The sequence below is a fragment of the uncultured Cetobacterium sp. genome, from assembly GCF_947038635.1.
Classification (GTDB): Bacteria; Fusobacteriota; Fusobacteriia; order Fusobacteriales; family Fusobacteriaceae; genus Cetobacterium_A.
Window position 1 is genome coordinate 1 of the sequence record NZ_CAMQXC010000006.1, and the last position, 18,503, is coordinate 18,503.

Here is an 18,503-nt window from a genome sequence, read left to right on the forward strand (position 1 = left end):
TATAAAATATTACTCTAAATTTTTTAGAGTTTACACAAAATTTGAAGAAGTCTCAGAGTCTGATTAAGACTCTAGCTAAATATTAAAACTCTTTTTCCACAGATTCTAAAGCAGCTTCTATAACTTCGTGCATATCATAATACTTATAGTTTCCTAATCTTCCACCAAATATTATATTTTTCTCTTTAGAAGCTAACTCTTTATATCTTTCAAAAAGCTCATTATTTTTATCATTATTAACTGGATAATATGGTTCATCTCCTATTTTCCAATCAGCTGGATACTCTTTTGTTATAACTGTTTTATCTCCAGTTCCATACTCAAAATGTTTATGCTCTATTACTCTAGTATAAGGAATCTCTCTTTCTGTATAATTTACAACTGCTACACCTTGATAATTTTCACACTCTAAAACTTCATGTTCAAATTTAAGTGATCTATACTCTAAAGTTCCTAATTCATAATTATAGAACTCATCAATCATTCCTGTAAAAACTATTTTCTCAGCTAAATTTATTAACTCGTCTCTATTTTTAAAGAAATCTACAGATAAATTTACATCTATTCCTTTTAACATCTTTTCTATAATAACATTATATCCACCTTCTGGTATCCCTTGATACTTATCATTAAAGTAGTTATTATCATATGTAAATCTTACAGGTAGTCTTTTTATTATAAAACTTGGAAGTTCTGTTGCACTTCTTCCCCACTGTTTCTCTGTATATCCTTTTATTAATTTAGTATATATATCTGTTCCAACTAAAGATATTGCTTGTTCCTCAAGATTTTTAGGCTCAACTATTCCTGATGCTAATCTTTGCTCTTCAATCTTTGCTTTAGCTGCTTCTGGTGTAACTACTCCCCAAAGTTTATTAAATGTATTCATATTAAATGGTAAATTATAAATCTCTCCCTTGTAATTTGCTATAGGAGAGTTTGTATATCTATTAAACTCTACAAAAGAGTTTACATAATCCCATATTTTTTTATTACTTGTATGAAATATATGAGCTCCATATTGATGAACATTTATATTCTCTATTTTTTTACAGTAGATATTTCCACCAATATGATCTCTTTTATCTATTACTAAACATTTTTTTCCTCTTTTATTAACTTCATAAGCAAAAGTTGCACCAAATAATCCAGCTCCTACTATTAAATAATCATATTTTTTCATATTTCTCTCTCTTTCTTTTATTGTAAAAATAATAACCTAAATACATAATTAAAAATATTAAAAAATAATATCTAAATCTTTTATTAAAATAAAAGCCTGCTAAAAATAAAATAATTGTTGATATAAAACCTAACTTTTCTAAAAATCTATTTTTAGTCCCATTTACTTGTAAGGAGTTTATAAAACTTATTCCTATTAAAGAATAAAAAATTATTGCTTCTGCTCTAATACTATATGGATCAAAAATTCCATATATACCATAGATTATTAATAACATAATATCAAAATTTTTATCTTTTGATTTTCTTAATCTATTTAATATATAAACCCATATTCCATAGAAAAGAATGGCTCCTGGAATTCCTCTACTTATAACTTGATGAATATATTCATTATGAACATGTATAAACTCTGGTAAAAATTTTTCTCTACTATTTTTTATATCATTGTACTTCTCTTTAATAGCTTCCTTTTGAAAACTATCTACTCCTATGCCTAGTATTGGGTTTTCTTTTCCTATGTAATAACCCCTACGCCACATGAGAAGTCTTTGAATATTACTTTCATCTGTTTGGGTGTTAGTTATTGATACTACCAACTCTTTTAGCCTATATTTTTCATTTCTAAATCCAATACTGATTACTATTGACGAGAATACTACTCCTAAAAAAACTAAAATAATAGCTTTTTTCTTATCATTTTTTAAAAGTTTTATAAACAAATATATGCAATATATTCCCAAAGCTACAATCATAGTTCTTCTACTACTAGTTATTATTCCATATAACCCCAATAATAGACTTAGGGCATCTACTCCTAAATTATATATATTACCATCATAAAAAAGTAGCCTTTCTATTGAATCAGCTACTAATATTGCCATCAACACTCCAAAAGTAAAGGTATATACTCCACCAAAAACTAAAGGCGATATTAAATTTATTAGTGACAAAACTATTAAAGATATTTTAAAATATTTTTTTAATACCTTTTTATCTTTATAGTCAAAACTCCATATTTTCATAACTATTATCATTAAAATTGTATTTTGAAAATAAATGTAGGTTTTTTCATAATTAAAAAAGTTCAGATATTCACTTAATAAACTCAATAGTAATAACAAAACTCCTGTAATTTCCAAATATCCAAATTTTATTTTTTTTCGATCTAAATACATTTTTAAAACTGTAAGTGATAAAAATACTCCATTAACTTTACTAAGCCATTTTAAATTTAAGGAGATTGATAAAAATACTAAAGCCAAAGAAAAAACTCCAATATTTTTTAGATTAATTTCAACTCCTTTTTTAAAATAATACCAACTTAAAGATAGTATAACTCCAAAATATATAAATATATTTAGAATGTTTACTGTATATATTTTTTTTATATCTTTCCAAGGAATATCAAAATACTTTTGCCCTACTCCTTTAGGAATTGTTATTGATTTCTTTCCTGAACTAAATTTAAGTTCACTTATCTCTCCTACTGGCGAATTTACATGAAAAATATATCTATCTAATATTGTATTTTTAATATTTTTTTCTAATACATTTTTACCATTTACATTTCTCCAAGGATCCTCCATTTCATATCCCATTGGATATAATAAATAAAGATATCCTTTCCAAATCCCTTCTGTTGTTGTTGCAACTATATCTATATTTCCTTTTTTATAATAAGCTTCTTTAGGTATAATAACAAAAGTCATTAGAAAAAATAAAAATGGAAGTATGTATTTTTTCATACTACTTCACCTCATTATATAGTCTTATATAATTCTCTCCAAAAGTATCTACTGTAAAATTCTTTTTAAAAATTTTATAATTTTTATCACCATCTAAAGAAAGTTTTCTATCTTTCCACAAGTTATAAGCCTCATCAAACTCTTTTAAAGCCTCTTCTAAATTATACTTTTCAAAATAAAATAATCCATTTTCATTATATCTTTTAAAATATTTATTTCCACCTGTTTCACTTAATAACACAGGAGTTCCCATACTCAATACCTCTAATAAAATCAAATCAAAGTATGTTTTTTCATTTGGTAACACAAACATATCTGAATTTTTTATTATATTATATCCCTCTTTTGTCCATCCAAACTCTACCCAATTTCTATTTTCTATAGGGGGAAGCTCTTCGCTTATCTCTCCACCTATTACAAAAATTACATCACTATATTTTTCTAAAACTTTTTTTCCCAGTTCTTTTAAAAAATCATAACCTTTTACTTTATTGTGTCTTCCTATGTAACTTACAATAAACTTTTCTTTAATATCTATCCCTTTATTAGAAAAGAACTTTTCATCTTTTTCTATATTTTTTATAGGTATTCCTGTTGGAACATATAGTATTTTATTATTTCTATATTTTTCTTCTAATATCTCTTTTATATTTTTATCTTCCTCATAAGGTTCCTGAGCTTCTTTACAAGGGAAAACAAGATAATCTGCATTTTTAAAAGAATCTTGATCTATTTTTTCTAATCTCTCTCTTAATTTTTTAGGGAAAGTTTTATAATCCATTTTTATATTATCCTCTATCTCCTCTTGAGCTGGAGTTTTAGGACAGTGACTCGAAAGTAGTGTAACTCCTTTAAAATCTTTCAAAATATTCTTTGCTCTATAAAACGAACGAACATCATGGAAGTGTATAATATCATAGTTATTTATAAAAGAATAATCTCCTTCATAAAACTTATAAAATTTATTAATACGTTTTTCTAATTTTTTTGTTTTAAAAAGTTGTTTTTTAAACTCTCTTATAATTTTTCTAATAGCTTCGAAATTTTTCTCTTTTTTTACTTCAACTTTTTTTATAAAATCTTCGTTATTTAAAAAATCAATATTTTCTATGTTATTCTCTTTTATATAACTTTTTAAATTATATAAATATCCACTTGGTCCTCCAACTGGTCCTAATGGATAATCATTCCATATTAAAACTTTCTTCATTTTTTCCCCTTCAATATATATCTTATTTTTCTAGTTTTAAGTTTAAACTTAACTAGTTCTCTTTTTAAAATATTTTTCAGTGTTTTGTTCTCCTCTTCAAATCCTTTCCAAGGTGTTTCATTTAAATATCTCCAATACAGATGTTTATAAGGAGAGTAACTTCTACAATCCCATGGTTTTACATCTCCGGTAAAGTGAACTATTCCAATTTCACTTTCTAAACAGTTATTTTCCTCACTGTTCCCATGAGTATAATTCCAAATTAAATCATTTATCATATAGTCATTTTCAAACATTATATTTAATGCATCTTGCTCATTTAGTTGTAATTCTCTGTCTGGACTTAAACAATAATCTATTGTTTTTAAAAACTTACTGTTTTCTCTTAATTTTTTTAAATCCATTACCATAACGCCTGCGTTAAAATATGTTCGTTCTAAACTCAGATTCAACCTTTGCAAACTAGATTTCTGATCTTTTTTTCCATCTAAAATAACGCCAATGGATTTTCCATTTAAATCCATTTCATATAATTTTTCCAATGGTTTTAGAACAACTATATCACAATCTAAATATATTGCTCTATCCTCATTTTTTAGAAATTCAGGAATAAATAATCTTGCAAAAACTATCGAACTAAGATGTGTCCCTACTCCTACTTTAAATTTTTTTAGAATCTCTTTATTCATTTCAATATAGTTTATATTTGAATTATAAGATTTTACCATCTCATTTAATCTACTTTTACTTTCAGAAGAAAGATTTTCATAAATTATATTTATGTTCCAATTCTCTTTAGAATTTTTTAAAACAGACAGTAAAGTTGCTCCTAGATGTCTTCCATAACTATTTTTTTCATTTATTATTAATACTAGGTTTTTCATCTATGACTCCTTCGTACTCTTTTATAACTATATCACTTCTAAATTCAAGAACTCTTTTTTCAATAGTTTTCTCATATTTCTCTAGCTCTAATGGATTATTTAAAAGATTCTGTAACCCAGCTGAAAGAGCTTTATAATCTCCCACATGGAACAGCACTCCTGATTGACCACCTTTTAATATCTCATAAGGCCCTGTTGGACAGTTTGAAGATATTACAACTTTCCCACATATCATAGCCTCTATTAAAACTGTTGGAAGTCCTTCATAGTTTGAACTATGTACAAAGAGTTTACTATTTCTCATCCAAACATATGGATTTGTTGTTTTTCCTATAAGAACTATACTACCTTCTAGTCCACTCTCTTTTATAAGATTCTCAATCTCTTTTCTATCTGGTCCATCTCCAACTATATAAAGTTTCTCTTTTACTCCATTTTCTACTGCTAATTTGTATCCCTTTATTAAAGTAGCATAATCTTTTTGCACAGTATCAAGTCTAGAAACAGCAATGATATAATCATCTTTTATTAACTCTTTCTGCTGCTCATTTAATCCACTCATATCTTCAGACAGATCTAAAATTCTTTTAAAATTAAATGGGTTGTAAACTCTTTCAACCTTTCCTTTTAAGTATGGATAGATATCCTCTAACTCTGCCTTCATATCATCGCATATAGCTACCACTGTATCATATTTAGCTAAGTTCTTACCAAATCTAATAATTTTAGATTCTTTTTTTAATAACTTTGGAACAGAGTTATGTATCCAAACAATCTTTCTTTTAGCTTTTAGTTTTTCAACGTATCTTCTAGCACCCCAATCATAGTCTAAAAACACATCTACTTCACCATATTTTTTCTCTATCTCTTTCAATACATCTTTAGTTTTATTTACCACAAAACTATGTTCCTTACTCATCAGTAAATTATACATAAATTTGTGGTATAGATTTTTCTTTCTCTCTCTATGGTAGTGAGTTTTTTCAATTAATGCCTCTGGTTTTAGAAAATATATATCTATACCCTTTGGAACCTGATCTAGAAACACATTCTCTTTACCTGAATTATCCTCTATTATTAAAGAGATGTTATATCTATTACCATCTAAATTTTGTAGCATCTCTATTAGTACTCTTTCTAAACCTCCCATACGAAGGCTTCCACTTCTAACAACTAAATTCTTTTTCATCTCTCACCTCTTTTAGAGCCTTTTTAAAATCCTCAACCTCTATACTATTTATATTCAGTGCTGGATACTCTTTATCTAAAATATCTTTTCTTATTTTTTTAGGTGTTACTATTTTTAACCAAGGTATATTGTGAATAAAAGCACCATTATTATCTTTAAACAGAATAACTCCCTTTTTTCTAAGAGCAAAGCAAGCGTTATAAAGTCCTGAATCAAATCCTATAAATAAGCAACTTTTAGCAACTACTTCAAAAACCTCTTTCAGAGATGTTTTATTTACAAGATTCTCGATATTTCTCTCTCCTAAAAGTTCTATTAACCTTTTAGCATAACTATCTTGCAAATCTCCATTTCCAACTAAAACAATTTTTCTATCTGGATACTGATTTTGTACCTCTTTTAAATACTCAGCCATTAAAATTGGTGAGCATACCTTTTCTCTTCCTGTTGAGCCAACAGCTACAACAATATCTTTTTCCTCTACTTTAAATAATCCACCAATGTCTGGTGTTAACTCTTCTCCAGTTTTATCTATATTTAAAATCTCTTTTCCCATAATAGCAACTTGATTCATTACATAATCATTCTCTAAAATATAACTCTTTGTATAATACTTATTATTTCTTTCAACTTGCCAATTTAGATCACATTTTCCTATTCTCTCTGGAATAAAAAGATTTCCAACAGTAATATCATTTGCAAATTCAATATTTATATATGTAGAGAATCCCATAGAGTTTAGTTCATACATTTTTTTAAGTCTTGGAAAGAAATTTTTTCTATCTTTTCTAGAATACTCTATAGTTTTATACCCTAGCATATCCCCAAGCTTTGTGTATCCACTTTTCATTAAAACATAGATATTATCTTTTCCATATTTTTTTTCTATCTCTTCCATTAGTTTTGTTCTTACTAAGATATCCCCTATACCATCACAACTTTTTACTAAGACCTTTCCTGTAGGTTTAAATCTATTTTTAAAAAAGCTAAGTATAAATCTAACTAAATAAAGGTTTATTCCCTCCTGTATATAGGATTTTTTTAAGTACTTTTTATCCATTAAACTTTCCACCCCTTATTTCTTAATTTAACTTTTAGCCCCCTTATCTTCTCTACTAAGGAAAGTTTTTTAAAGTTCTTTATAGTATAAGCTAAAGCATATCCTAAATCTCTTTTTACTCTATAATTTTTTTCAACTTCATAATCTCTTTCTAAAACTAATAGATCATTTTTTAAAGTTAATATATCATAAGCTCTTTTAAAGTGCCAAAAGTGCTCGCTTTTAGCTTGAGTATCTATAATTTTTATACCATCCTTAGTTTTTATAAAGTTTGATGTATTTAAATCTCCATGATAGATACCTTTTTCATGTATTTTTTCTACCATATCCATAATTATGTCTATATCCTCTATAGTTCTAATTATCTCTCCGTCAATATACTCCATAAGTATAAAACTCTCTTTTAGAAAAACACCTCTTTTTACCATTACAGCTAAGGGCTCTATAAAAAAATCTAGCCCCATATTTTTAGCTGTTTCCACATTTATAAAACTTGTTAGTCCCTCACCTTTTTTAAATATTGTTTGAATCTTTCTTTGAGGTATAACTGTTTCAGCTTTTGGAGATTTTAAAACATAAAATCTCCCATCTATCTCTATTTTAGCTACATAGTTTCTCTCTGTATTTTTATACTCGTCAATTACTTTATAATTTTTATCTAAAACTATTTCAGCTAATCTTTTATTGCTTTCATTTTTATAGTATATTTTAAACTCTTTATATAACACATCTTTTATCATATACACTCTCTTCTAAAATTTTATTTACATTTTCTACAACTTCATCTAATGATACTCCCTCTACTGTATATCCACTTTTTGTACCTCTTACAATTTCATATCTCTCACTTTTAGGTTCAAATAGTTTTGCACTATTCTCTGTTAAAGGATATATTCCTACAATTGGAATATTGTAGGCTGAAGCTATATGAATTAGCCCTGTATCTACACTTACTAGCATATCACTATACTTTAAAATTCCTGCAGCTTCTCCAATTCCATTCGTTTTAGGAAGCTGTTTTATATTTTTTCTATTTAAACTATCTACTAACTCTTTTAAAATCTCATATTCACTTGGTAAACTAATTATGTATGCAACTATATCCTTATTTAAATTTGTAAGCTTTAAACTTAGCTCTTTCAATTGTTCTAGCGTTAAACTTCTAGGTTCTGAACTTGCTCTATGATTAACAACTATATTTACTTTATTTTTTTCAAAATAGTTTTCATATTTTCTTTCATTCTTACCAAGATACAACTTATACTTTCTATTCTCTTTATGTAATCCCAAAGGTTTTAAATAATCCATATTTATATCTACTGCGTGAGCATCATCTTTTACATCTATATAGCTATCAAAAAGTGTTAATTCATCTTTTTTTATACCAAACTTTTCCAGTCTATATCTTCCAATTAGATACTTTGGTGCCATAAGTTTCAATGATAACGTGTGAATGAATCTACAATTATTTGTAAAATCAAAATATAGATCATACTTTTTTCTATTTCTTAAAGCACCCTTTATCTGTCTATAACTTTTTATAAACTTATTCCTTGTAGGTTTTTCATTAATCTCAATTACCTCATTAATATACGGTATATTTTCCACTAAACACTTTGCACCTTTTACCACAGTTATATCAATTTTTACATCCTCATTTAACTTAGAAAGTGCTTCAAGCATTGGAGTTTTTACAACAATATCTCCTATTCTTCCACCACCAATAAGCACTTTTTTAATCTTTTCCTTTTTGATACCTTCTCTTCTTTTTTTTCCAACTAACTTTATAGCTAATCCCCTAACCATAATCCCTCTCCCTTATATATATTTAAAATAGTTTGAATAAGTCTTTTCTTATATATTCATAAGTAAACTCATTCATTTTTTTGTACATCTCATCTTTTATAGATTGTTCTAAATTTTTGTCATTTAAAATATTTAAAACAGTTTTTTCAAAGGTAACTTTATCATTTAATGGTACAAGCCCCCCAGCCTTTCCATCTACTAATATCTCTCTTGGTCCTGTTGGACAATCATAAGCTACAACAATTGTGTCACATAACATAGATTCTATAAATACAGTTGGTAATCCCTCTCCCATAGATGTATGCAAAAACATCTTTGCAGCTTTCATATATGGAAATGGATTTTTCTTTTGACCTAGAAGTAGTACATCCTCTTCTAAGTTAAGCTCTTTTATCTTTCTCTCTATATTAGGTCTATCATCTCCATCTCCCAATATATAAAGTTTCTCTTTAACACCTTTTTTCTTAAGCTCTCCATAGATTTCTACTAATCCAACTCTATTTTTACCACCTACAAGTCTTGAAACACCTACAAAGAATCTATCTTTTAATAGTTTTTCATCCTCAGGTGTTATCTCTGATCTATCCTCTGCTTTAGATTTTATTACATCAAAATCCATAGGATTATATATTCTAACACCTTTATCTTTAAATTGTGGAAACATCTCTTCAAACTCTTTTTTCATATCGTCGCAAATAAGTACCACTTTTTTATAAAGCTCAAATCTCTTTCTATAAGCCTCGTATTTTCGCCCTTTCTTATTAGCCAAAGAGTAGTGTACCCATCCAACTACAGGAACTTTTAAGTTTTTTATATATCTCCACATACTTCCATCAAAATCTATTACCACATCAAACTTATTCTTTTTAAAATAGCTATCTATCCACTTTTGAATAGTTACTCTACTATAATAAAGATTCCATTGATACTGTAATCTAACTAAAAAGTTTTTCTTATTTTTTGAAAGCTCCTCAGTTTTTCTACAAAGATCTTCATCTTTTATATATTCAATTTTTATATTTTTAGGTACTTCACTGGCAAAAACATTTTTTTCTGGAATATTTTCCTTTATGATTAAAGTTATTTCTAGTTCAGGCTCCTTACTCAGTTTCTCCAAGTAGTTTATTAAAACCCTCTCTATTCCACCCATATACAGTTGACCACTGTATATAGCTATTTTTTTCTTCATACACCTATCTCCTTCACATCAAACTTGTTTATATCTGCTTCCTCTCCAACTGCTGGTACATCACTAGAAAAAACTTGCTTTACCAGTGCTGAGTTTGGTCCCCAAACAACTGAGTTATTATCTCCTGTATCAAGTCTATAAACTGCTGTCATTGGAAGTTTTTCTGCTACACCTATATGAACAATTGAGGTATCTGGAGTTATTACATAATCAGCATGTTTTATTAGCTCTACAACTTCTAATATTCCAGAAAGAGTTGGATACTTTACTCTGTCTCTCTCTCCTAAAACCTCTATTATCTCTTCAATCTCACTTTTTTTACTAGATTCACCAATAAATATCAACATGCTCTTACTCTCTTTTAAGATTTTACAACTAATCTCTAAAATCTTCTCTTTATTAAAACTTCTATGTTTACTAGCTGCATAGGGATTTAAAACTACAAAGCTCTCTGGATTTCCAAGCTCACGAAGTCTTCTTTTAATCTCATCCTTTACAACTATTCCTGTATGAATTTCATAACTTAAATCTGGATTTTCTATTCCAAAAACCTTTAAAATATTTTTATACATATCTGTTATATGCTGCTTGTAATCTTTTTTATAACTTATATCAAAAAGTTCCCAATCACTTTTATCTAGCCCTACATTGACTTTAGCTTTACATAGATTTATAAACTTCATCTGATTAACACGAAGCATCTCTGAAAAATCAACTAATACATCATAATTTTCTTTAGCAAGTTCATTAGCTAGTTCGCTCTCTTTACCTTTTTTATAGTTATATATTTTATTTATATGGGGGTTAAATTTAATAATATCAGTAGCTGCACCTCTACTTACTACTCCTATTTTAATATCTGGATATCTCTTTTGTATCTCCCTAAACATAAGAGTATTTATAACCATATCCCCTATTTTTCCATCATAACGTAAAAAAAGAATAGACTTTACTCTACCCATATCTAATCTATTATCTCTCACTAACTCTGAATGTTTTTCACTTTTTCTATCCCAAAGTTTTCTACCTATATTTAGCCTTATTGGTCGTAGAAAATCCTGAACTACCCTATTTAACTTACGGATCATATTTTCCCCTCATATATTTACATTTTATTTTAATTATAACACATCTCACTCTTAATTTTAACATTATAATACCTCAATTTCCTTTACAACTATTTTTTTGATTTTTTCATGTATTTTTTTCAAGAATTCATGTTATAAAAAATAATTTTCGCATTCTGTATACTAAAATGTTTTTAGAAAATAAATTTATAAGACTTAGGAGGTTTTTTATGTTAAAAAGAAATTTTTTAATTTTACTTACTGCTACCTCTACTGGAATTTTTGCACAATCCTCTAATGCTTTTAACTTCTCTTTAGGAACTGTTAACGGTAAGGCAGGGGAGTATGTTTATGTCCCTGAAACAGGAGAAAAAGTTAGCTACTTAGATTGGAAAATTAAAAATGTTCCTGTTTTTATACTTGGTTACACACACACATTTGATAATATAGAGTTTCAAATGGGACTAAAGAAAAACTTCAGCTCTACATCTAGTGGATCTATGAAAGATTATGATTGGTACTCATCTGAAGACACTGAAGATGGAGCTACCCCTAATGATTACGGGAAGCTTTCAAACTTCAGTGACAATAAAAACTATGTGGAAGATCTTTTAATGTTTGATACAAATATTAAGTACTGGTTTTATCACACAGAAAACTTAAAATCTGGACCTATGTTAGGTTTCAAATATGATTACTTTAAATTTTATGCTAAAGGTGGAGACCAATATAACTATATGTTAGATGGTTCTACTACTATCTATAAAGATGACTACTCTAAAAAAAGTATTGAGTATTCTCAAAAATTTTTCACACCATATGTTGGTTATGGAGTTTCGTACACTTATGAGAAACTGATTTTAGATTTAGAGGTTAAAGGTAGTACATATGGAAAAGCCAAAGCTAAAGATAAGCATCTTGAAAGAGGTCCTATGGAATCTAATGAAAAATATAAAGATGTTAAAAATTTAGGAGTTAAACTTGCAGCTACATACCCTATAACTCCATCAATTGATATAAATGGAACTTTAGAATACTCTAAATATTTCCACAAGAAAAAATCTACTACTGATTTTACAACTGATGAAGGTGAAAAAATTAGTGGTATCAAAAACCTATCAGGTATTAAAAATAGCAGTTATGTAGTATCTCTTGGAGCTACATACAAGTTTTAAAAATTCGGAGGGAAATTAAATGAAAATATATAACAAAAAATATCTATTTATTGGAATCCTTGCTTCCTTAGTAACAGCATGTGGAAGTGGAGGAGGTGGCGGTGGTAGTAGCAACTCACCTTCTGTTTCTACACCTTCACCAACAGTTAGTGCTAAACCAGTGGAAAACACAGATAAAGTAGAACATAATAATAGAGTTGATGAAAAACCTAGAGTTCCATCACTTCCAGAGGTTAAAGAGGATAAACCTGACTCTAATCTACCTTCTGTAGAAGAAGTTATTCAACCTAATGAGGAAGTGGTTCCTGTTCCTCAACCAGAAGAAGAACTACTTCCTCCTCCACCATATGAAATGCCACCATCTAAAAATAGTGGTCTATTAAATGTTGAACGTGACGGATGGGATGGTGTTGTAGCTGTTAATGGAAAAACTGCTACAAATGAAAAAACTGGTGTTATAAATGTGTTATCAAAATACTCATCAGGAATGGTCTCTGTAAGCAAAGGATCAAAAGCTATAAACGAAGGAACTATCACGGGAACTCAACCAGATTCTAATACAGATATGGCTTTAATGAAGGGGATTTACGGTGGTAATCTTGAAAATAATGGAACTATTAGAGGTACTGGTTCTGCTGTTAGTGCCATGCTTAATGAATCATATCATGGCGAAGGCTTTACCTCTGTAAATAACGGTAATATTGAATTAATTGGAGATAATAAAGAGAACTTACACTACACTCGTCTTGTTGGTATGGATGCTGTAAAAAGTAAAAAGGATGATGACAATGAAGAGGATATTAAATTAGTAAATAATGGTACCATCAATGTTCAAAACAATAACTTTCATCTTTTAAATCCAAATGCTATTTCATCTATGTATATTCATGGTATGAGTGTTAATATTTACTCTAAATCTAATACTAAAAATGAAGCTATAAATAATGGAGAGATTACAGTTAGTGGAAAACATAGTACTGGAATGAATGCTTATGGTAATAATATAACTTTAATCAACAAAGGAAAGATAAAAGCTTCTGGTGAATTTGCTAATGGTATAAGTGCATATGGAGAAAATATTCAAGCTATTAATGAGGGAACTATAGATGTTGATGGATATCACTCATCAGGTATTAGCGTTAGTGAGGGAGCTGTTGGAATAAACGAAAAAACTGGTGTTATTAAAATAGATGGTCAAAATGCTTTTGCTATGAGTGCTACAAATGGAAGTAAAATTATTAATAAAGGTAAGATCATTTTAAATGGACAATCTACTGGTATGTACGCTGGAAATGTTGGAGTAAATGCTGACCAATATGCAACAAGCACTATTGAAAATGAAGGAGAGATTATCTTTGAAGATTCAAATATTAAAACTGCTATCTGGGCATCTGAAAATGGTACTTATATAAATAAGGGTAAAATAATAGGTTCTGATGGAATTGAAATTAAAACAGAAAATATGGGTAGATTTGTCGTTGGAAAAGATGCTTCTGGAGATATTTCTAGAGTTAGAGCAAAAAGAAGTTTAAAAATAGATGGAGATGTTGTTGCATCTAAAGATTTAATAGATGGAAACAAAAAAGAGTTTATCTATAAAGATGTATTCTCTGCTCCTCAAATTGAAATAACTAGAAGTGCCGATCCAAAATATGTTTCAATGTTCTATAACTCAAAATTAGAACTTAATAACACTGGAAATGTGGATATGGCAATTTATAGAAATGAAACTACTGTTGAAGAAAGCTATGAAAGCGAAGAGTTTAGCTCTTTAACTAGTTCTTTAGATAACTATTTAGACATAGAAAACCTTGAGCTATCTAAGGATGAGAAGTTAGTTGTTGATAAGATTTTAAAATCTGATAAAATCAGTGATGTTCAAAAAGTTGTAAAGGATTTATCAGGAGAGATCTATGCTAATCTTCCTAGACAAATTTTTGATATTCAAGATAGATTTATAAAAGAGGATGGTAAACTTATAGATAATCTAAATGAGTATAGCTATAACTTTAACTTCTTTGGAGATAAGTCATCTGTTAAAAATAAAGGGGAGATCTCTGGATATAAGACTACGTCAGAGGGATTTGTGGGAACAAAGAGATTTGAAAACAATGTGTTTGCAACTATTGGATATGAAAACAGTAGTGTAAAATACAACGAAGGTTCTAAAGGATCTATTCAATCTATTCATACTGGAATCTATAAAAAACTACTTTTAAATGAGTTTGATATTAAACTAGGACTAAATGGTGAGTATAACTTCCATGAAACAAATAGAGAGATTGATAGTTTTGATAAAAAAGCTAAAGGGAAATATAATTCATATACTTTAGGAGCTAATGGAGAGATTAGTAGAGTTTATGGGGACTCACTATATATAAAACCTACTCTTGGGTTAAATTTAGGATATGGAAAATATGAAAAGTTCACTGAGAAAAACGCTGGTGATTTAGGATTAACTGTTAAAGAGGAAAATTACTTCTCTATCTTACCAAGTGTTGGATTTAAAGTTGGAAAAAACTTTGAATTTGTAGATATCTATTCAAATGCAATCTACTCATATGAGTTAGGTGATCTGAATAAAAAACAAGGTATGTCTCTTTTAGGAGATAAAATTAACTATAAACTGAATAGTGACTCTTTAGAGAAAGCAAATTTAATATTAAATGCTGGAGTATCTACTGAGATTAAAGATTTCAAAATCACTTTTGAAGTTGGAAAAGAGTTTGGAAAAAGAGATAACAACTACCTAGCATTAGGTATCGGTTATAAATTTTAAGTACCCCCGAAATAGTAAAAAGGCTACGGAATATCCGTAGTCTTTTTATTTTCTCTTTATTTTTTAATCTTACATTTTTTACAAGTTCCATTTAAAGTAAGATCATATTTTCTTATTGAAATACCATCATCTTTTGAAACCTTATCTAAAAACTCATCTATCCCTGGGATATTTATATCTGTTATACTTCCACACTCATCACAGATAAAATGTGCATGGGGGTCTAAGTTTTTATCAAACTTATCCACTTGATTTGGTAAGCTAACTTTTTTTATAGCTCCAATCTCAGTTAATTTTGTTAAATTTCTATAAACTGTTCCTAAACTTAGTTCAGGATTATCTTTTTTTAAGTCTGCATATATTGTATCTGCTGTAAGGTGTTCATGACTATTTAATATATAATTTAAGATTAATTCTCTCTGTTTAGAAAATTTCATAAATTATACCTCCTTTACATTTTTAATAATAATTACTGTTTTCATTACCATTTTCCTATAATTTTAATCTATTTTTGAGTTTTTTTCCAACTTTATTTTTAAAATTATTAAAAATTATGTTTGACAAAAATATTTTTATATGTAATAATACACTCGCAACTAATAATAGTAATGATTACTATTATTAGTTTATGAAATTTAAAAGGGAGGTATTACTATGAGAAGTATTACTACATTTGATTTACAATATGCACACAGATTCTATCAATTTAAGGGAGAGGCACAGTATCTGCACGGACACACAGGGCTTTTAACTATTGAAGTTGAGGACTCTATCAACGAGGGAGTTAATATGGTTTACCCATGTAACGAGATTCAAAAGACAGCTTGGGACGTTTTAAAGAACTTTGACCACGCACTTATTTTAAGAGAAGATGATCCACTTCTTCCTGCTATTCTTAAAGTTTATGAAGAAACAGGTATTAAAGATGGTACACCTCAAAATACAATGAAAGGTATAGCTTTTAAAAATGAGCTTGCAACTGCATACCCTGATTCTCGTTTAGTTGTTACTAAAGAAACTTTAACAGTTGAAGGAATGATTAAAATAGTTTACGAACTATTAAAAGATAAATTAAATATTGCTAAAATCACTTTCACTAGTGGTGTTAATGCTGCATCTGCAGAATACAATACAAAAAATAACATCGAGCGTTGTCCTTTATGCGGGATATCTTTAGATGAAAACCACTCTTGTCCTAAGTGTGGATACAAAAAATAAAAACTAACTAAATCAAATTCCAAATTGATCTCATTTTATGTTTTGAGCTAGATAACCTCCCCCGTTATCTAGCTCTTTTTCTATTATATTTACTTCTAAAAAGATGCAGAATTCTAAAAAATATGATATACTTTTTTAATGTAATATTAATGAAATTCTATTGTTTTAGGAGGGTTATATGTCATTTTTTATGTATGTTTTTTTAATAGCTTGTGTATACTACAACAAAAAAGGAAACCCCTGGTTTTTATATCATCACATTGGAGAAGGTGGAGTTCCCACAGATTGGTTTGAGGAACATCTTAAAAATATATGGTTTTTAAATATGAAAACTCTAACAAATAAAGAGATGTTAGAATCTCTAGATAAGCATGGAAAGTTACCTAAAAATAGTTTAGCTCTAACTTTTGATGATGGTTACTATGATAACTATAAAAATGCTTTTCCACTTTTAAAAAAGTATAAGATGAAAGCTACACTTTATCTTAATACTGCCTATGTGGAAAATGATGAAAATAGAGCTTTTACATATCTTAGTTGGAAAGAGATTGAAGAGATGAGTAGTTCTGGAGTTTTTGATATTCAGTTACACTCTCATAAGCATATGCCTATTTTTGTAAATACATCTTTTGATAGAGTTGTAACTAGTGATGATCTACTAGATAGAGATATTCAGCATCTTTACGGTGGAGCTGCTAAAATTGGGTTCCCTATTTTTGGAAAAAGAGGAGAGTTTTCTAGCACAGGAGTTATTGTTCCTTTAGAAGCTGCTGAAAAATTCAAAAACTTCTATGAAAATCTATCTGATGAAGAAAAAGGAAACAAGAAGCTTATTCAGGATTTTATAAATGGTGAGCTTCATAAAGATCTGATTTTTGAAACATTAGAAACAGCTAAAACTAGAGTTTTAAATGATCTAAATGAAAATATATCTCTTATTGAGAAACATACAGGGCAAAAACCAGAGTTTTTCTGTTGGCCTTGGGGACACAAATCACCTGAGTTTATAGCCATTTTAAAAAGTGCTGGAATTGCAGGATTTGTTACTACTCGTAAGGGAACTAATGGTTTAAAACTAGATTTAGAAAATATTAGAAGAGTTGAACTTAGAGTGTTTTCACCTTTAAAGTTTAAACTTAACTTACTAATTTGTAGAAACTACTTATTAGGGAAAATTTATCAAGTGCTTTCATAGGTACAAGGGAAACAGGAGGGATTTTTAGATGTTGTCAGTGGGGCTAATAACGTTTAATGAGGAATTAAGATTAGGAAGAACTTTAAAAGCAGTTCAAGGGTTGGCAGATGAAATTGTTGTTATTGATAGTTTTAGTACAGATAATACTGTTGAAATAGCAAAGTCTTTTGGAGCTAAGGTTGAGCAGATATCTTGGCCTGGATATGGAATGCAAAAGAACAATGTTATTGAAAGATGTACTAAAGATTGGATACTACTTATAGATGCTGATGAGGTTATTACACCTGAGTTAGCAAAAGAGATTAAAGAGGTTATGGAGCATGGTGACTATTATGTCTATGAGATTCCATTTAACTCTGTATGTTTTGGAAAACGTATACGTTTTGGTGGATGGAGTGGAAGCTCTAGAGTTAGATTATTTAAGAAAACTAGTGGTCACTACTCTTTAGATGCTGTACATGAACAGTTTTTAACTGGTGATGATATTGGTAAACTTCACCACAGAATAGACCATTATACATATGAGGATTACTATGATTATCTACATAAATTTAATAGATACACTAGTGAAGGAGCTCTTGTAGCTTTTAATAAAAATAAAAGTGCTGGACTTTTTAATATAGTTTTAAATCCTATATTTAAATTCCTTAGAATGTATATATTTAGATTTGGATTTTTAGATGGTATTGAAGGACTTGCTCTTTCAACTTTTAGCGCTCTTTATACAAGTGTAAAATATCTAAAACTTAGGGAGATGAAGAAAAAGTAGAGATATCTACCTCATTTCATTGCTTTCTGCAT

Annotated in this window: 16 protein-coding genes; 5 read left to right on the forward strand and 11 right to left on the reverse strand. The window is 28.5% G+C overall.

The window, feature by feature from the left end:
• Positions 1-82: 82 nt before the first annotated feature.
• From glf to Q0V08_RS01375, 10 genes are read right to left on the reverse strand one after another with little or no spacing between them, the layout of a single operon-like run.
• The gene (gene glf / locus Q0V08_RS01330; RefSeq protein ID WP_297431413.1) at positions 83-1,183 is read right to left on the reverse strand and encodes a UDP-galactopyranose mutase; all 1,101 of its coding nucleotides are present in this window, start codon (positions 1,181-1,183) and stop codon (positions 83-85) included.
• Entirely contained in the window at positions 1,170-2,930 is a 1,761-nt protein-coding gene (locus tag Q0V08_RS01335; RefSeq protein ID WP_297431415.1) for an O-antigen ligase family protein, read from the reverse strand. Before Q0V08_RS01335 ends, glf begins: the two co-directional genes overlap by 14 nt.
• A gap of 1 nt (position 2,931) precedes the next feature.
• Positions 2,932-4,140, reverse strand: a complete 1,209-nt coding sequence (locus tag Q0V08_RS01340; protein ID WP_297431417.1) for a glycosyltransferase family 4 protein — start codon at positions 4,138-4,140, stop codon at positions 2,932-2,934.
• Positions 4,137-5,024 carry a glycosyltransferase family 8 protein gene (locus Q0V08_RS01345; RefSeq protein ID WP_297431419.1) on the reverse strand — a complete coding sequence of 296 codons (888 nt, stop codon included), beginning with the start codon at positions 5,022-5,024 and terminating at the stop codon, positions 4,137-4,139. Before Q0V08_RS01345 ends, Q0V08_RS01340 begins: the two co-directional genes overlap by 4 nt.
• Entirely contained in the window at positions 4,996-6,213 is a 1,218-nt protein-coding gene (locus Q0V08_RS01350; RefSeq protein ID WP_297431420.1) for a glycosyltransferase, read from the reverse strand. Before Q0V08_RS01350 ends, Q0V08_RS01345 begins: the two co-directional genes overlap by 29 nt.
• Entirely contained in the window at positions 6,191-7,273 is a 1,083-nt protein-coding gene (locus tag Q0V08_RS01355) for a glycosyltransferase family 9 protein (protein WP_297431423.1), read from the reverse strand. Before Q0V08_RS01355 ends, Q0V08_RS01350 begins: the two co-directional genes overlap by 23 nt.
• Complete coding sequence (locus Q0V08_RS01360) at positions 7,273-8,013, reverse strand: lipopolysaccharide core heptose(II) kinase RfaY (protein ID WP_297431425.1); 741 nt, start codon at positions 8,011-8,013, stop codon at positions 7,273-7,275. Before Q0V08_RS01360 ends, Q0V08_RS01355 begins: the two co-directional genes overlap by 1 nt.
• Positions 7,991-9,079, reverse strand: coding sequence for a glycosyltransferase family 9 protein (locus tag Q0V08_RS01365; RefSeq protein ID WP_297431427.1), 1,089 nt, complete (start codon positions 9,077-9,079; stop codon positions 7,991-7,993). Before Q0V08_RS01365 ends, Q0V08_RS01360 begins: the two co-directional genes overlap by 23 nt.
• A gap of 22 nt (positions 9,080-9,101) precedes the next feature.
• Positions 9,102-10,268, reverse strand: a complete 1,167-nt coding sequence (locus Q0V08_RS01370; RefSeq protein WP_297431429.1) for a glycosyltransferase — start codon at positions 10,266-10,268, stop codon at positions 9,102-9,104.
• The gene (locus tag Q0V08_RS01375; RefSeq protein WP_297431431.1) at positions 10,265-11,356 is read right to left on the reverse strand and encodes a glycosyltransferase family 9 protein; all 1,092 of its coding nucleotides are present in this window, start codon (positions 11,354-11,356) and stop codon (positions 10,265-10,267) included. Before Q0V08_RS01375 ends, Q0V08_RS01370 begins: the two co-directional genes overlap by 4 nt.
• A gap of 209 nt (positions 11,357-11,565) precedes the next feature.
• On the opposite strand from Q0V08_RS01375, the gene Q0V08_RS01380 reads away from it, so the two are divergent.
• Positions 11,566-12,510 carry an omptin family outer membrane protease gene (locus Q0V08_RS01380; RefSeq protein ID WP_297431432.1) on the forward strand — a complete coding sequence of 315 codons (945 nt, stop codon included), beginning with the start codon at positions 11,566-11,568 and terminating at the stop codon, positions 12,508-12,510.
• Positions 12,511-12,529: 19 nt separating this feature from the next.
• Positions 12,530-15,289: an autotransporter outer membrane beta-barrel domain-containing protein gene (locus Q0V08_RS01385; RefSeq protein WP_297431434.1), complete on the forward strand. Its 2,760-nt coding sequence runs from the start codon at positions 12,530-12,532 to the stop codon at positions 15,287-15,289.
• Between the two features lie 56 nt (positions 15,290-15,345).
• Here the strand turns inward: Q0V08_RS01385 and Q0V08_RS01390 are convergent, their stop codons facing one another.
• Positions 15,346-15,726 carry a transcriptional repressor gene (locus Q0V08_RS01390; RefSeq protein ID WP_297431436.1) on the reverse strand — a complete coding sequence of 127 codons (381 nt, stop codon included), beginning with the start codon at positions 15,724-15,726 and terminating at the stop codon, positions 15,346-15,348.
• A gap of 217 nt (positions 15,727-15,943) precedes the next feature.
• Between Q0V08_RS01390 and Q0V08_RS01395 the strand changes: the two genes are divergently transcribed.
• The 3 genes from Q0V08_RS01395 (at position 15,944) to Q0V08_RS01405 (ending at position 18,471) form a co-directional block, all read left to right on the forward strand.
• Positions 15,944-16,507, forward strand: coding sequence for a 6-carboxytetrahydropterin synthase (locus Q0V08_RS01395; protein WP_257163028.1), 564 nt, complete (start codon positions 15,944-15,946; stop codon positions 16,505-16,507).
• A gap of 178 nt (positions 16,508-16,685) precedes the next feature.
• Positions 16,686-17,702, forward strand: coding sequence for a polysaccharide deacetylase family protein (locus Q0V08_RS01400; RefSeq protein WP_297431440.1), 1,017 nt, complete (start codon positions 16,686-16,688; stop codon positions 17,700-17,702).
• A gap of 28 nt (positions 17,703-17,730) precedes the next feature.
• A complete protein-coding gene (locus Q0V08_RS01405; RefSeq protein WP_297431442.1) occupies positions 17,731-18,471 on the forward strand; it encodes a glycosyltransferase family 2 protein in 741 nt (246 codons plus the stop codon).
• Positions 18,472-18,503: the final 32 nt, after the last annotated feature.

Excerpts from the sequence above, each read along its gene's own strand:
- glf (WP_297431413.1), bottom strand. The coding sequence starts at position 1,183 with ATGAAAAAATATGATTATTTAATAGTAGGAGCTGGATTATTTGGTGCA.
- Q0V08_RS01335 (WP_297431415.1), bottom strand. The coding sequence starts at position 2,930 with ATGAAAAAATACATACTTCCATTTTTATTTTTTCTAATGACTTTTGTT.
- Q0V08_RS01340 (WP_297431417.1), bottom strand. The coding sequence starts at position 4,140 with ATGAAGAAAGTTTTAATATGGAATGATTATCCATTAGGACCAGTTGGA.
- Q0V08_RS01345 (WP_297431419.1), bottom strand. The coding sequence starts at position 5,024 with ATGAAAAACCTAGTATTAATAATAAATGAAAAAAATAGTTATGGAAGA.
- Q0V08_RS01350 (WP_297431420.1), bottom strand. The coding sequence starts at position 6,213 with ATGAAAAAGAATTTAGTTGTTAGAAGTGGAAGCCTTCGTATGGGAGGT.
- Q0V08_RS01355 (WP_297431423.1), bottom strand. The coding sequence starts at position 7,273 with ATGGATAAAAAGTACTTAAAAAAATCCTATATACAGGAGGGAATAAAC.
- Q0V08_RS01360 (WP_297431425.1), bottom strand. The coding sequence starts at position 8,013 with ATGATAAAAGATGTGTTATATAAAGAGTTTAAAATATACTATAAAAAT.
- Q0V08_RS01365 (WP_297431427.1), bottom strand. The coding sequence starts at position 9,079 with ATGGTTAGGGGATTAGCTATAAAGTTAGTTGGAAAAAAAAGAAGAGAA.
- Q0V08_RS01370 (WP_297431429.1), bottom strand. The coding sequence starts at position 10,268 with ATGAAGAAAAAAATAGCTATATACAGTGGTCAACTGTATATGGGTGGA.
- Q0V08_RS01375 (WP_297431431.1), bottom strand. The coding sequence starts at position 11,356 with ATGATCCGTAAGTTAAATAGGGTAGTTCAGGATTTTCTACGACCAATA.
- Q0V08_RS01380 (WP_297431432.1), top strand. The coding sequence starts at position 11,566 with ATGTTAAAAAGAAATTTTTTAATTTTACTTACTGCTACCTCTACTGGA.
- Q0V08_RS01385 (WP_297431434.1), top strand. The coding sequence starts at position 12,530 with ATGAAAATATATAACAAAAAATATCTATTTATTGGAATCCTTGCTTCC.
- Q0V08_RS01390 (WP_297431436.1), bottom strand. The coding sequence starts at position 15,726 with ATGAAATTTTCTAAACAGAGAGAATTAATCTTAAATTATATATTAAAT.
- Q0V08_RS01395 (WP_257163028.1), top strand. The coding sequence starts at position 15,944 with ATGAGAAGTATTACTACATTTGATTTACAATATGCACACAGATTCTAT.
- Q0V08_RS01400 (WP_297431440.1), top strand. The coding sequence starts at position 16,686 with ATGTCATTTTTTATGTATGTTTTTTTAATAGCTTGTGTATACTACAAC.
- Q0V08_RS01405 (WP_297431442.1), top strand. The coding sequence starts at position 17,731 with ATGTTGTCAGTGGGGCTAATAACGTTTAATGAGGAATTAAGATTAGGA.